The sequence below is a fragment of the Rhodobacter maris genome, assembly GCF_900217815.1.
Lineage (GTDB): Bacteria > Pseudomonadota > Alphaproteobacteria > Rhodobacterales > Rhodobacteraceae > Rhodobacter > Rhodobacter maris.
Window position 1 is genome coordinate 44,181 of record NZ_OBMT01000002.1, and the last position, 13,980, is coordinate 58,160.

Here is a 13,980-nt window from a genome sequence, read left to right on the forward strand (position 1 = left end):
GGAGGAGGCCGCCGCCCCCACGGATGGAGTGGATGGTTTCCACCCCATCAATGGCGCCCCATTGCCTCGATCTCGAAAACGATCTTCGCCATCCATTCGGCGCCGGAACCACCACCCGTTCACGCGGCAATGCTCGGGGAAGGGTTTGGGCACTCGCTTCCCGCATTCGAAAGCCGCTACTTTCGTGGCTTTCCGCCCGGATCCTGTCCTCAGCAGCGTTCCGTACCACGCATGCGTGCAGGGCAGCCGACCATTTCGCAGGCCGGCACGAAACGCTCTCGACCGAAACGATCGCCCCTCGGGCACCCAATGTCCGAGCGGCGCAGCATGCAACCATTTCGGCCGAATCTGCACTCAGAACCGGACGGCTTCGTCGACTATCCGATCCACGGACAGGCGGATCGGGGCAACGACCCCACGACCCCACGCGCACAGGCCAAGGGGCGCAAAATAGATGAGATCCCCCAGGCAAATCGCAAATGCCCGGCGCAATCTTCTGAAAATACGTGCCTATAATCTGATGAAGTGGCGGGCGTACCCTCTCGAGAAAACATAACCAGCGCTACCATAATGAGGCATATGAAAATAAAAACAGATCATTACGAGATATTTCTCACGCGAAACACGGGTCTGCGACAAGGTTTCAGGTTCATTCCGCCTCAGCAGATAAGCATTTTGACATGCTTTCTCTCTACCGAGTATTATGCGACGCCCTCTTTCGATGGCTCGCCCAGCTGCACTGAAACGCCGATTATCGGTCAGTTTTCACCGAGCTTTGCCAGCCGCGCTGCACGCAGTCGCGCGAAGTCCTCGCCGGCGTGATAGCTCGACCGTGTGAGCGGCGTCGCAGAGACCATGCCAAAACCCTTGCCATAAGCCGCTTTCTCATAATCGGCAAATTCCTCGGGCGTGACAAACCTGTCCACCGCATGATGCTTCGGCGTCGGTTGCAAATACTGACCGATCGTCAGGAAATCGATATCGGCGGCGCGCATGTCATCCATCACCTGAAGCACCGCCTCGCGGCCCTCCCCAAGCCCCACCATGATGCCCGATTTCGTGAACAGCCGCGGATCAAGTTCCTTGACCCGTTGCAGCAGCCGCAGCGAGTGAAAATAACGCGCCCCCGGTCGCACCGAGGGATAAAGGCCGGGCACGGTCTCAAGGTTATGATTGAAAACGTCCGGCCTAGCTTCAACAACGATTTCAAGTGCTTTCGGAGAACACTTCAGAAAATCCGGGGTCAGCACCTCGATCGTTGTCGCGGGCGCGCGGTGGCGCACCGCGCGAATTGTCTGGGCGAAATGCTCCGCCCCGCCATCGTCCAGATCATCCCGATCGACCGAGGTGATGACCACATGTTTGAGCCCCAGCGTTTCAACCGCATGGGCAACGCGGCCCGGTTCGAACTGATCGAGCGCCTCGGGCCGCCCAGTAGCAACATTGCAAAACGAGCACCCGCGGGTACAAATCTCACCCATAATCATCATCGTCGCATGGCCGTGGCTCCAGCATTCGCCCACATTCGGGCAACCTGCCTCCTCACAGACGGTGACGAGCTTATGGGTTTTCAGGATATCGCGCGTTTCCTTGTACCCCTCCGAAGTCGGCGCCTTGACGCGGATCCAGTTCGGTTTCTTCGGCTGGGCATTGTCGGGGCGATGCGCCTTTTCCGGGTGGCGCTGGCCGGGAAGCTTCAGATCGCGCAAGGGAGCATCCTTTCGTAAGCAATGAGGCTCACATAGAGCGAAAGGGCGAACGATGCAAATTCCGCGCGTTCAGCCGATCAGGGGAGCCGCGCCACCGTAAGTCTCGTCATAATGGCGCTTGAGCCGCATCAACGCGATACGCAGCACGATCTTGCCCGAACGGGCGGACCAGCCCATCCGTTTTTCTGCGGCCTCGAGCCCTTCGAGGAAGCAGCAGCAACGCAGCACCATGTCACCGAGCCCCGGACCAAGATCCGAGAGCGCGGCCGCTACCCGGGCCCGGGCCCGTTCCGATCCCCCCGGCCCCCCGGTGCCAAGGTCGGGGCGGTATTGCCCGCGAATCCCTCCGGTCATGAACCGCTCCCAGTTCTGCGCCACGCGGGGCGCCATCTGCGCCAGTTCGAAATCTTCGCGCAGCCGCTCTCCGGCCGCGACAAGTTCGGGGGCCAGAAACGGCGCGCCATTGGCATCGCGCCGCCGCGCCAGCACGGCAAGCGGGCTCTCGGAAAGATTGGTGCGGATCCGCGCCACGCGCCCCTGCGCATCCTGCACCTCGCGTTCTCCCCAGTCGCAAGGCCGACGTGGTTGCGGGCGCTCCGCGCCGGTCGTCCCGGGGTCTTCACCACGTGCCGCACTCTCTTCGGCGAGCCTGCGCCGCAGCTCCGCCCGTCCACTTGAGGACAGCTCGTAACTCGTTACCCTGCCAGTATGTTTGGGCATGATCCAGCCGCGTAAAGCGAGCGCTTGGGCGAGCTCGCGCGCCATCACCGCGGTGCGCACCGTTCCGCGCAGCACGACGGCCTTGTCCATGTCTGGCGCGACGATCAGCACTGCGGCGGGCTCCGCCAACCGGCGCAGGATGCGTCCCTCCTCTCGGGCGCGCAGATCCTCCGCGAGCAAATCCTGAACACCCGGTCGACCGGAGGTCGCGCGACCGTGGAGAGACGTCTGGGCGGGACGGATCGGATCTGTCATCAAGCGGGATTCCTGATTCGGCACGGTCGAAGCTTCAGTCAAAGGGGGCCTGCCCGGCGTTGGTGGGACCACTTGGCCCAAGCGCGCCAGCACTTCGTCGATCAGCGGATCGTCGCGTTGCGCCTCGATCCGGCGCACCCGGCGCAGGATCGTCGAGGCGTGGCATCCCTCGGCGCGCGCCAAGGCCCGGATCGGGATCCCCTCCTCGACATGCCGCAGATAGATGCGTGCGACATCTGGCACCCAGGCGGGCAAATCCGCCCCGGTCGGCATCGTATCGCTCATCTCTCTCCCCTCGTTCGAACCGGCACGAATGCCGTCGAAAGCAGCTTCAACCGTGGGTTGCTTTGGTTACCCCTTCGTTAAAATGCGGGGCGATCCCCAAAATTCTTTAAAAAGTCTAAAGATCCGATAATGCAGCGCCCGGTTGATCCGACAATCACGCAACACGCGTTCCGGTTGTGCTTTCCTGCCCCGATCAGATCCGTTCGGGAGGAGAGAATGGATGATCACGGCGAGATCCTGGCGCGGCTGCGGCGCCCGAAACTGCTGATCCACGCCGCCCGTTTCGGCCAGCGCGACTATCGGCGCGACCGCGATCTTCGGCGCATCCTAGGCGTGGCAGAAGTGCCAGCTCCCGCGGCCGCTCTGGCCGCACTGATCGCGCAGGAGGCCGCGCTCGAAACCGCGCGGCAGGCCGGGGCGGCGCAATACAGCTTCCTGCACCAGGTCGAGCTATTGATCGCAATTCTCGCGGAATCCCGCGCAAGACGCGCTCAACGCGACCTGAAGAGCGAACCGAGCACACCGCGCACGAGCGCCTGCCCCGCCTTGGCGCCTAGCTGCCGCGCCAGCGCCTTGCCAAACACTTCCGCCACGGAATCCGAGCCTGAAGACGCCCCCCGACGCGACACTTTCGGCATCGCCGCCGGCGTGGAATTCCCTCCGGGCACATAGCGTCGGGCACGGCTGAATTCCCGCTCCCGGGTGGTTTCGGAGCCCGTTGCGGGGCCGTTTTCCAGCTCATTGCTAATCGCGTTTTGTGTACGTAAAGCAAGCAATTCCGCGGCGGAGCTGCGATTGATCGCCTGGTCGTACTTGTGCCCCAGAGGCGAGGCCGCAATCAGGGCGTGCCGTTCTTCCGGCACCAGCGGGCCGAGCCGGGATTGCGGTGGGCGCACGAGCGTGCGCTCCACCATCCCCGGCACTCCCTTCGCCTCGAGGAAAGAAGTCACCGCCTCGCCCGTTCCGAGCTCGCGGATCGCCGTCTCGGTGGAAAAGCGCGGATTGGGGCGATAAGTCTCGGCCGCACGGCCAAGATTGCGCTGATCGCGCGCGGTGAAGGCCCGCAGGGCATGCTGCACCCGGTTGCCCAGCTGCCCGAGAATCTCTTCCGGCACATCTGCAGGGGTCTGGGTAACAAAATAGATGCCCACCCCCTTCGAGCGGATCAGCCGCGCCACCTGCTCCACCTTGTCGAGCAGCGCCTTCGGCGCATCGTCGAACAGAAGATGCGCCTCGTCGAAAAAGAACACGAAGCGCGGCATCTCCGGGTCCCCGATCTCCGGAAGCTGTTCGAAAAGCTCCGACAACAGCCACAGCAGGAAGGTCGCATAGAGCCTTGGCGAACCCATAAGACGATCTGCAGCGAGAATGCTGATCTGTCCGCGGCCATCAGGCGCCTGACGCATCATGTCGGCCAGATCGAGCGCCGGTTCGCCGAAGAACTGCGTCGCCCCCTGGTTTTCGAGCACCAGAAGCCGCCGCTGGATCGCCCCGACCGATTGCGACGATATATTGCCGTAACGCAGCTCCAGTGCCGCGGCGCTTTCGCCCACATAAGCGAGCATCGCGCGCAGATCGGCAAGGTCCAGTAGCGCCAGCCCCTCGGCATCAGCGAGGTGGAAGGCAATGTTCAACACCCCTTCCTGCGCCTCGGTTAATTCCAGAAGTCGCGCAAGCAAAAGCGGCCCCATCTCGGAAACCGTGGTTCGGACCGGATGTCCACTATCTCCAAAAATGTCCCAGAATATAACTGGATAGCTGCGATAGCTCAGATCAAATCCAATCTTATCGGCACGTTCTCGAAAGGCGTCATGAAGCCCGCCCGGCCGGGTTCCCGATATGGCGAGCCCCGCCAGATCGCCCTTCACATCGGCCAGAAACACCGGCACGCCCGCTGCAGAAAACCCCTCTGCAAGTACTTGCAACGTCACCGTCTTGCCGGTGCCTGTGGCGCCGGCAACCAGGCCGTGGCGGTTGCCATAGCGCAACAGCAATTGTTGCGCCTGCGCCTGGTCGGCACCGCCGCCGCCGACAAAGACCCCCGCCTCGGTCAGAACTCCGGTCATGCTGCCTCCGATCTGCGCGCCGAGCCCGGCCCGTTAGGCCTGACAATAATTGATTAACCCTTTTATGCCAGAGTGGAAGCGTTCCGGTTGCGCCCTCTGGCCCCGGAACTCTTCCTCCCTGTCGACTGGCCGCGCCCTCGGGCGCGGCTTTTTTCGATTTGTTTTTCGTTCCAAGGCAAGGCTTTGAGGTACATCACGGAAAGATGTATTTGACTGTTGACGCGCGCATTCTTCGTCGCTAGCGTTCACGCCAATGATATAGTCGGCCAGTCCGACAGGGGGAGAAGGGCTCTGGAAACGGAGCCCTTCATCATTTCGGTGTTACCGCCTCTCACGCAACTGTCAGCCCTCCGGGGAGGTCAAACCGGCCCCTGGCGCGGATTTTTGCCTGACAGTGCCGGGAGCCCATGCTAAATCGGCGTCATCCCCGTGGAGGAAAAACATGAAAAGACAGAGCATATCCCTCGCCCTCGCCCTGAGCCTCAGCCTTGCCGCACCGATGGCGCTGGCGCAGGAAACTCCGGCCGCCGACGCCGCGACCCCGGCCGCACCGGCAACGGAAGCGCCCGCTGCGCCGCCAGCCGCCTCGGCGGAGGGCCCTGGCACGACCTATATCAAGAACACTTTCGACGACTGGCAGGTGCAATGCCTGCGCACCGAGAACGGCAGCGACCCCTGCGAGATGTTTCAGGTGCTGAAAGACGGCGAAGGCACGCGGACGGCCGCGATCTCGATCATGCAGCTGCCCAAGCCCGAGGGCGAGGCCGTCGCGGGCGCTACGATCACCACTCCGCTCGAAACCCTGCTCACCCGCGGCGTTGGCCTGCAGATCGACAGCCAAAAGCCGCTCGCGCTGCCCTTCAACGTCTGCACGCAGGGCGGCTGCTTCGCCAATGTGTTGCTCAAACCCGCCGATCTTGACCTGTTCAAGAAGGGCAACAAGATCGCGATGACCGTGGTTGCCGCCGCGGCGGCAGACAAGCCGGTGGAGCTGACGATCTCACTCAAGGGATTCACGGCCGCCTTCGACGCGCTGGCCGTGAAGCCCGCGGAATAAGCCATTCAACAAAAAGAAAACGCCGCCCTCAGGGGCGGCGTTTTGCGGGCAGTCTCTCGGAACGAATCCCGGCCTCAGAACCGCCCGAGCACGAGCACCGCATTGAGCCCGCCGAAGGCGAAGGCATTGCTCATGACCGTATCGACCCGCGCCTCACGCGCGATATTCGGCACCACGTCGAGCGGACAGTCCGGATCAGGGCTGTCAAAGTTCACCGTGGGGGCAATGACCCCCTCTTTCAGCGCCATCAGACAGGCAAGCAATTCGACAGCGCCCGTCGCGCCGATGCAATGGCCATGCATCGCCTTGGTCGAGGAAACCGGCACATGCGCGCCGCGATCGCCGAAGACCTCAAGGATCGCCGCCGCCTCGGTACGGTCATTGGCGGCAGTGCCCGTGCCATGAGCGTTGATGTACTCGACATCCGAAGCGGCGATCCCGGCATCGACCAGCGCGCCACGCATCGCCCGCGCCGCCCCGTCACGCGAAGGCATGACGATATCAACCGCATCAGATGTCATGCAAAAACCTTTGATTTCACAAAGAATATTTGCGCCGCGCGCTCGCGCTCCCTCAAGACTTTCAAGCACGAAGACGCCGGCCCCTTCGCCTTGCACCATGCCATTTCGGCTCGCTGAAAAGGGGCGGCAGCCGTCAGGAGACATCACCCGCAGCCCCTCCCAGGCCTTCAGACCGCCAAAATTCAGCATCGATTCCGCGCCGCCCGCCAGCATGCCATCCGCCATGCCGGAGCGGATCATCTGGAACGCCAGACCAAGCGCGTGGTTTGAGCTTGCGCAGGCCGTCGCCACTGCGAAACTCGGCCCCATCAGCCCCCACTCCATCGACAGATGCGAAGCGGCGGCATTGCTCATAAGACGCGGCACGGTGAAAGGATGAACCCGGTTCTTTCCCTCTGCATAAACGGCGCGATAAGCCTCGTTCACCGTCGCATTGCCACCGCCCGCCGTGCCAATAATCGCGCCCCAGCGTGTCGGATCAGCCGGAACAGCGGTGAGCCCGGCTTGCGCCATCGCTTCGCGCGCGGCCACCAGGGCAAACTGGGTAAAGCGGTCATAGAAGGAAATCTTGCCCTTCTCGAAGAGCCTCTCGGGCGTAAAGCCACGCACCTGCGCGCCGATCTGCACCGTCAGCCGCTCGACATCGGCAAACTCCAGCGACCCGATGCCGCAGCGCCCCTCACGCATCGCGGCAAGCGTTCCTGCCACATCCGGGGCCAGCGCATTGACCGTTCCGGCCCCGGTGACAACGACTCGCCTCATGCCTCAGGCCAGCTCCGGCGTCGAGATCAGCCGCTCGACCGCGCGCACGATCGCGCCGACCGAAGAGATGTCGAAATCATTCTGCGTCGGCTCGTTGGCGTTGAAAGGCACGGAAATTCCAAAGGTTTCTTCGATCGAGAAGATCATTTCGACGAGCCCGAGGCTGTCGAGCCCCAGTTCTTCAAGTGTCATGTCCGAGCGTACATCGGACGGGTCCATCGCGGCTTCACGCGCGATGATGGAGAGAATCTCTTGCTGCATGTCGGGCCTCATCTTGCAGGTTACTCCGTGCCCTCCTTTTGCGAGTATTTTGTAACAGTTTCCCGAAGCTCCGCAACTTGCGCGAAGAGTCGCGGCAGGCGGCGGATGTTCTTCCACGCCTCGACATGCGTTTCCATCTTCACGGCGGGGTAGCCCAGAAGCACCCGCCCCGCCGGCGCATTGGTGAAAATCTTGGTCGCGCCCCCCGCGATCACGTCATCGCCCACGAAAATATTGTCGTTCACCCCGCATTGGCCCCCAAGCACTACCCTATCGCCGATTCGTGACGAGCCCGCGATGCCGACCTGCCCGCAGAGCAGACAATCGCGCCCGATCTGCACATTGTGGCCGACATGGACGAGGTTATCGAGCTTGGTGCCCGAGCCGATGGCGGTGGCGCGCACCGTGCCACGGTCAATCGCCGCATTGGCGCCAATCTCGACATCGTCGCCAATCACCACCGTGCCAAGGCTGTGAATCCGGGTCCAGCTTTGCTCGGTGATCGCGTCACGCTGGCCGAGCGTTTCGCGGATTTCCTCAACGCCGGATTTCTCGGGGGTGACGAAAGAGAAACCATCCGAACCGATAATCGCGCCCGGCTGGGCGATAAACCGATCCCCAACGACCACCCGCGCACCAATCTTTACTCCTTGCATAATAAGAGCTTGATCGCCGATCCTCACATGCTCTGCGATGCAGGCATGCGCCGCGATCCTGGCCTTCGGGCCAATTTTCGCGCCCCGTCCGATCACCACGAATGGCCCGATCGCGGCGCCCGCGCCGATCTCCGCGGAAGGATCAATGACTGCGGTGGGATGGATCCCCGGCGCGATCTCGGGGCCCGGATCGAAAGCCTTGGAGAGCCCCGCCATGGCGAGCCGCGGCCGGGCCACGAAGATCGCCGCCTTCAAACCGAGAGCCTGCCAGTCCGTCCCCTCGGGGAGGATCGCGGCAAGGGCCTGCCCCTGCGCAAGGCCGGGGATGTATTTCGCACTCATCGCCAAGGCGATCTGCTTTGGCCCCGCCGATTGCGGCTCGGAAGCCCCCTCGATCGGCAAGGACAGATTTCCCTCAGCCCGTGCCGCCAATGCCCGTGCGATGGTTTCGACCGTCTGCGCCATGTTCGCCTCTTGGTGCCCGGCGCCAGTGCGCCCTCACGTGAGACTTAATTCGTCAGGGTCGTCAATTCCACCCCTGCCTTCGCCAACGCGGTATAGAGCGCGGCGTCCCGGCCATAGACATCGTGGCGATACTCGATCCGCCCGCGCGCATTCGGCCAGGCGGTGAAATAGACCAGATGCACCGGAACGGGCGCATCGAGCCGCACCGTCGTCTCTGCCCCGGTCTTCAGGACTTTCTGAAAATAGTCTTGTGGGTCATCCACTTGCCGGGCGAGGAGGGCATAGGCGAGATCGAAGGGCCGCCCCACCCGGATACAGCCATGCGAGAAATCGCGCACCTCGCGCTGGAACAGCGACTTCGAGGGCGTATCATGCAGATAGATGTTATAAGGGTTCGGGAACAGGAATTTGACGAGCCCGAGCGCATTGCCCTGCGAGGGCGGCTGGCGCATCGCAAAAGGAAAATTGCGCGCATTATAGGCGGCAAAATCCACCCCCTCGCGCGAGATGGTGCGGCCGCGGCTGTCCACAAGCTGGATATGCCCCGCCGCGCCCGGGTTCCGCTGCATCATCGGGAGATATTCCTTGACGGTGATCGAGCGCGGCACCGACCAGCTCGGGTTGATCACCATCATTTCCATCTCGTCGGAGAATTCGGGCGTGCGGCGGTCCGGGCGGTTCTGGCCAACCACGGTCACGGTCTCGAAGCTCACCTTGCCGTCGTCGATGATCCGGGCGCTGAAATCGGCAATATTCACCCAGATATGGCGTTTGCCCAGATCGCGCCCGTTGAGCCAGCGTGCGCGCTCCATCGCCACGAGCACCGATTTGAGCCGCTCTTCGGCGGCAACGTTGATTTCGGCAAGCGTCGCCTCGCCCGCGACGCCATCGGCTTTCATGCCAAGGTCGAACTGGTAGCTTTGCACCGCCTTTTGCAGCGCAGCATCATAGGTGGCCGAAACCGAGCGGCCGAGATACCCCATCTTCATCAGCCGGTCGCGCAGCGCCACCACGGCCGCACCGCTTTCGCCGGGGCCGAGGCGTCTGGCGGGAACCGGATTGCCCCAACCGCCCTGGCCGATCTGCGCCGCAAGTTGCAGCCGCGCGCGCATAAGGTTGGCATATTGCGGAGTTTTCGGCGCCAGATCGCGCAAGAAATGCTCGGGCGACGGCGCTGCAAGGAGCGCGGACAGAAGCGCTGCCGGATCGGGGCGCTTGATCTCGCGCACGATCCCGGCATCGATCTTTTCCGGTTCGAGCGCTCCCGAGGAAATATCGCGCGCCCAGGCGAGATAGGCAAGCGACACGGCGGCCTCAAGCTGGCCGCGCTCGCGTTCGGTCTCGATCGTGGCGAAGCGCGCCAGCAAGGTCTCTGCCTGATAGCGCGCAACCGGGAGCCCATGTGCCCCGGCCTGATCGAGCGCGGCGAAAAAAGCGGCCCGGCGCGGCGCCGCGGCAGCATCGGTCCAGACCGGTGCATAGGCCCGCGCGGCATAAAAGGCGCCAAGCGCAGGCTCGGCCGCCGCCGCTTCCGCCACAGCCTGAGAAAACCCCGAGATCGCGGGGGCCTGAGCGAGCACCGGCGCAGCCAAAAGCCCCGGCCCGAGACTCGTGCCCCCCAGCAGACATGCCACGAGAGCCCTGCGCCCAAGTCCGCGCCAATCGCATCCGATCATCGTAAATCCCCTGAAATCATCTGGAAGAGCCTGTGGGAAAAACGCGAAACTGTCCAGAGAACCCGTAAAACAAGGGGAATTCCGCTGCGCCTTGCCCCGCGAAGCGATGCAAACGCGCCACAGCGCAGAATCCTGCCGCCAGAACGGGGCAATCCGGCAAGAATCTGCCGAAAGGTAGGGAAACCCCTACTTTAGGGGAAATGACAATTTGAATCATGCGAGGCGCTATGCCATAACATTTCCACGGTGAATGGTTAAATTTGGTTGAAAGCCGCTGGTACAAACGGCACAGACCGAGGGACAGGCAAACCGATGAGCATGATAACGACGTCCCGTCGGGGACTTCTCGCGGCCTTCGCGTCCACGATGGTGGTTGCGGCGCCCACAATGAGCAACGCCTTCGGGCTGCTGCGCGGCGCAGGCGATATTCGGCAGATCCGGATGTATTCGGGGCGGACCGGTGAGAGCCTCGACATGATCTACTGGATCGAGGGCAAGTACATCCCGGAAGCGCTGAAAGAGATCAACACCTTCATGCGCGACTGGCGCACCGATCAGGTCAAGGTCATGGACCCCCGCACGATCGACATCGCCGCTGCCTCGCATCGGCTGATGGATACGCGCGAACCCTATATGCTCCTTTCCGGCTACCGCTCGCCCGCAACCAATGCGATGCTGCGTGCCCGCTCCCGCGGCGTGGCGAAGAACTCGCTCCACATGCAGGGCATGGCCGCCGACCTACGGCTCAAGTCGCGCTCGGTGCCGCAGATCTATTCCGCCGCGATGGCCTGCCATGCGGGCGGTGTCGGCAAATATCCCCGTTCGAATTTCGTGCATATGGATTGCGGTGCGGTGCGCACCTGGAACGGCTGATACGCTCCGATCCGCGAACTCTCGCATGAAACAGGCGCCGTCTTCCGGCGCCTTTTCCTTTATGAGCAGGAAAAAGCCCCCGTTTCCGAGGGCTTGTGTTCCATACCTCAGAAGCCTCAATCCTTGTAGAGCGGCACCGCCCGCACCAGACCCTTCTGCTCAAGGAAGGCTTCCTCTTCGGGGTTCAGATCCACCCGGTCATAGCCCGAGATCATCGGCTGCACGTGGCGTTTGAAGCCATGGCCGATGGTGAGCAGGTAGATATGCGCCACAACGAAAGAGGCGATGGCAAAGGCGGCGAAGACATGCAGGTTCGCCACCAGCGTCAGCCAGAGCCCCTGCCCGTCAACAAAGTCCCAGAAGCCATAGCTGAGATAGATCAGTCCGGTCACCCAGATCGCCGGAAAGAGGACCATCTTCAGCGCAAAATAGGCCGCCGCCTGCAGCGGGTTGTGGCGTCGCTCCAGCGTTTTGGAATAGGGGTGCGGCTCGCCCCGAAACACACCGTAGGCGTAGAATCGCGCTACCTTGACGAGGCCGGTGAGCCGCGGAATGAACTGTTTCCAGCCATGCGTGGTGAAAAGCCAGAAGGTGGCGAAAACCCAGAGCACCAAAAGCGCGATCGCCACAAGCGAATGCACCGTGACCGCGAGGCCAAAAGGCATCACCTGATGCAGACCCATGATCCGCGCGCCGGTAAACATCAGCGCCACGATCGAGGCCGCCTGCGACCAGTGCCAGAGCCGGTTGAAGCGGCTGTAAACCTTGACGCAACGCTCAGTCATGATGAGCCCCTTTCGATTTCCGGCCAAACACCCGCAAGATGCCGTGGAAGCCCACCCCAAGCGCCGCAAGCATCAGCAGCACGATCCCGATCTTGCCGCCGATATTGAGCCCGCCGGGCACATAGATGCCGGCAATCCCCGCCATCCGCCCGTTCTCGGCGTGGCACGCGGCACACTCGAGCGCATCCTCCTTCGGCGCGACCTGGTGCGCGATCGGCCAGTACATGTAGGTTTTCGCAAAGTCGAAATGCCCGGAATACGGCAGACCGACATAGTCCATCCCGGCGCGCAGCGATTTCTCCCAGTCGAAATAGGACCAGAGCGCGGCACCGTCCCCGGGACCATAAACGTGGTTGAACAGAAGCACGTTGCGCTCGGTGTCATAAGCCTGCTTGCCCTCCATCCGCTTGAACGGAAAGATCCGCGCATCGGGCGCTCCAGGTTCACCTTCGAAGTGGTTGATCTCGATCACTTTCGTTGGGTCGATCTGTTCCTCCGGCAGGGTGAACCGCGCCACGCCGTTCGACCACTGATAATAAGGCACGACGTTTTCACCCCAGGCGAAATCCCCCTTGGTCGAAAGATAGGTGTGCAGCTCCTTGCCGTTGCCCTGGGTGTAGCCATGCTCGGAAATCGGCTTGCCATCGGCACTCAAACGCCCCGCCGTGGACCAATCCCACCACGTTTTGGTGGCCACGCCGCCACGGGCAAATTCCGGGATATGGCAGCTTTGGCAGGCCACACGGTCGGTGTGATCGTTGAGCTTCATCGCCAGAAGCGGGTTTGGCCCCTTGTGCGGCTGATCGCTGTGGCAGGAACTGCACGACGCGGTCTCGCGCGCGGCGCCCGGTGCACGGTCTGCGGCATGAGGGTCGACCACATCTCCCGCATAGCGCGAGCCCGCCAGAACGTGCTTGTCGGAAACATGGCAGGCCTCGCAGGTCATGTTCGCGCCATCGCGCGACATGTGCACATCCACCGAACGCGGCGGATCAAAGAGCACCGAGGAGAGATCGCCGTGTTTGACGTTATCTCCGCCGCCGCCGTAAAAGTGGCAGTTGCCGCAATTCTCGCGCCCCGGCATGCCGACGGAAAGGGCGGCCTCGGCCAGATCCACCGCATGCACCGGCGCACCGGTGATGGTTTTCGCGGTGTCTTTCACCGGATCAAGCGGCGGATTACCGGCAAGGTTGTCCTGCTTGGCATATTGGCCCGAGGTATCATGGCAGACAAGGCAGTCCACCTTGGTCGGCTCCGAGGGCGGCGGGGCACGCACATCGTCCCAGCCATAGCCGACATGGCACGAGGTGCAGCGCACTTCATTTGAGGCAACATTGCCACAGAACGCATTGAGCTCATGCGCCTTTCCAAGCTGCTGCCCGGTGGCTGCGTTCTCATAACTCCAGCTCCAGTGCACCGAATGCATGACCTGGTTCGAGGCTTCAGTATGGCAGCTCAGACAGGCGGCCGTGACTTCGGGACCAGAGGAAAACGGGCCTTTCAGGATCTCGAATTTCGAGTGATCTGCGGTTATCGGTGCGACCGGGTCCGTAAACCGGGCGGCATGGGCCGCAAGTTCGCTCCGGGCGGGGCGTGATTGGGCGCCCATCGGCGGGGTTTGCTCCGGGGAGGATGGCTCGACGGATGCTGCGGGGGTCTGTGGTGCGGGCGTCTCTTGCGCGCCGCTCGGCCCCGCTGCGAGGACAAGCGCCAGCACGCTGGCGCCCACTCGCAAGGCGGTGAGTTTCATGGTCCCTCCCCTGGCTTTGGCTCTTCGCTCGGTATGCGTTTCGAAGTCTCCTATGGTATTCTGATACACGCATCCGTGAATGCGAATTAAGTGACTGTGTCACACAGGCGCAGCGAAACAATGTCGCAATCCCACAGAA

At 62.6% G+C, this 13,980-nt stretch carries 11 protein-coding genes and 1 pseudogene; 3 read left to right on the forward strand and 9 right to left on the reverse strand.

Translation table 11 applies throughout. The annotated features are described in order from the left end of the window. Positions 1-758 precede the first annotated feature (758 nt). The gene (lipA, locus tag CRO22_RS04475) at positions 759-1,709 is read right to left on the reverse strand and encodes a lipoyl synthase (RefSeq protein ID WP_097068933.1); all 951 of its coding nucleotides are present in this window, start codon (positions 1,707-1,709) and stop codon (positions 759-761) included. A gap of 69 nt (positions 1,710-1,778) precedes the next feature. Beyond that, a complete protein-coding gene (locus CRO22_RS04480) occupies positions 1,779-2,969 on the reverse strand; it encodes a DUF6456 domain-containing protein (protein ID WP_097068934.1) in 1,191 nt (396 codons plus the stop codon). Positions 2,970-3,185: 216 nt separating this feature from the next. Here CRO22_RS04480 and CRO22_RS19125 point away from each other — a divergent pair. Continuing rightward, a pseudogene (locus CRO22_RS19125) lies at positions 3,186-3,407 on the forward strand (DUF6477 family protein); the annotation flags it as partial. A 53-nt stretch (positions 3,408-3,460) separates the two neighbouring features. Here CRO22_RS19125 and CRO22_RS04490 read toward each other — a convergent pair. Further along, on the reverse strand, positions 3,461-5,035 hold the full coding sequence (locus CRO22_RS04490) for a helicase HerA-like domain-containing protein (protein ID WP_097068935.1): 1,575 nt from the start codon (positions 5,033-5,035) through the stop codon (positions 3,461-3,463). A gap of 442 nt (positions 5,036-5,477) precedes the next feature. On the opposite strand from CRO22_RS04490, the gene CRO22_RS04495 reads away from it, so the two are divergent. Beyond that, entirely contained in the window at positions 5,478-6,092 is a 615-nt protein-coding gene (locus CRO22_RS04495) for an invasion associated locus B family protein (RefSeq protein WP_097068936.1), read from the forward strand. A gap of 74 nt (positions 6,093-6,166) precedes the next feature. On the opposite strand, the gene CRO22_RS04500 is transcribed toward CRO22_RS04495, so the two are convergent. From CRO22_RS04500 to CRO22_RS04515, 4 genes are read right to left on the reverse strand one after another with little or no spacing between them, the layout of a single operon-like run. Then, entirely contained in the window at positions 6,167-7,375 is a 1,209-nt protein-coding gene (locus CRO22_RS04500) for a beta-ketoacyl-[acyl-carrier-protein] synthase family protein (protein WP_097068937.1), read from the reverse strand. Between the two features lie 3 nt (positions 7,376-7,378). After that, entirely contained in the window at positions 7,379-7,648 is a 270-nt protein-coding gene (locus CRO22_RS04505; RefSeq protein ID WP_097068938.1) for an acyl carrier protein, read from the reverse strand. Positions 7,649-7,656: 8 nt separating this feature from the next. Continuing rightward, positions 7,657-8,757 carry a UDP-3-O-(3-hydroxymyristoyl)glucosamine N-acyltransferase gene (gene lpxD / locus CRO22_RS04510; protein WP_097068939.1) on the reverse strand — a complete coding sequence of 367 codons (1,101 nt, stop codon included), beginning with the start codon at positions 8,755-8,757 and terminating at the stop codon, positions 7,657-7,659. A 44-nt stretch (positions 8,758-8,801) separates the two neighbouring features. Continuing rightward, positions 8,802-10,433, reverse strand: coding sequence for a L,D-transpeptidase family protein (locus CRO22_RS04515; protein ID WP_097068940.1), 1,632 nt, complete (start codon positions 10,431-10,433; stop codon positions 8,802-8,804). A 312-nt stretch (positions 10,434-10,745) separates the two neighbouring features. Here CRO22_RS04515 and CRO22_RS04520 point away from each other — a divergent pair, with 312 nt between their 5' ends. Then, the gene (locus CRO22_RS04520) at positions 10,746-11,306 is read left to right on the forward strand and encodes a YcbK family protein (protein ID WP_097068941.1); all 561 of its coding nucleotides are present in this window, start codon (positions 10,746-10,748) and stop codon (positions 11,304-11,306) included. 116 nt (positions 11,307-11,422) lie between these two features. Here the strand turns inward: CRO22_RS04520 and CRO22_RS04525 are convergent, their stop codons facing one another. Both CRO22_RS04525 and CRO22_RS04530 read right to left on the reverse strand, forming a co-directional pair. Then, positions 11,423-12,091 carry a cytochrome b/b6 domain-containing protein gene (locus CRO22_RS04525; RefSeq protein WP_097068942.1) on the reverse strand — a complete coding sequence of 223 codons (669 nt, stop codon included), beginning with the start codon at positions 12,089-12,091 and terminating at the stop codon, positions 11,423-11,425. Continuing rightward, the gene (locus tag CRO22_RS04530; RefSeq protein WP_217991871.1) at positions 12,084-13,841 is read right to left on the reverse strand and encodes a tetrathionate reductase family octaheme c-type cytochrome; all 1,758 of its coding nucleotides are present in this window, start codon (positions 13,839-13,841) and stop codon (positions 12,084-12,086) included. Before CRO22_RS04530 ends, CRO22_RS04525 begins: the two co-directional genes overlap by 8 nt. Between the last annotated feature and the right edge of the window lie 139 nt (positions 13,842-13,980).

Coding starts and splice junctions, on each gene's coding strand:
- CRO22_RS04480 (WP_097068934.1), bottom strand. CDS start 2,969: ATGAGCGATACGATGCCGACCGGGGCGGATTTGCCCGCCTGGGTGCCA.
- CRO22_RS04490 (WP_097068935.1), bottom strand. CDS start 5,035: ATGACCGGAGTTCTGACCGAGGCGGGGGTCTTTGTCGGCGGCGGCGGT.
- CRO22_RS04495 (WP_097068936.1), top strand. CDS start 5,478: ATGAAAAGACAGAGCATATCCCTCGCCCTCGCCCTGAGCCTCAGCCTT.
- CRO22_RS04500 (WP_097068937.1), bottom strand. CDS start 7,375: ATGAGGCGAGTCGTTGTCACCGGGGCCGGAACGGTCAATGCGCTGGCC.
- CRO22_RS04505 (WP_097068938.1), bottom strand. CDS start 7,648: ATGAGGCCCGACATGCAGCAAGAGATTCTCTCCATCATCGCGCGTGAA.
- lpxD (WP_097068939.1), bottom strand. CDS start 8,757: ATGGCGCAGACGGTCGAAACCATCGCACGGGCATTGGCGGCACGGGCT.
- CRO22_RS04515 (WP_097068940.1), bottom strand. CDS start 10,433: ATGATCGGATGCGATTGGCGCGGACTTGGGCGCAGGGCTCTCGTGGCA.
- CRO22_RS04520 (WP_097068941.1), top strand. CDS start 10,746: ATGAGCATGATAACGACGTCCCGTCGGGGACTTCTCGCGGCCTTCGCG.
- CRO22_RS04525 (WP_097068942.1), bottom strand. CDS start 12,091: ATGACTGAGCGTTGCGTCAAGGTTTACAGCCGCTTCAACCGGCTCTGG.
- CRO22_RS04530 (WP_217991871.1), bottom strand. CDS start 13,841: ATGAAACTCACCGCCTTGCGAGTGGGCGCCAGCGTGCTGGCGCTTGTC.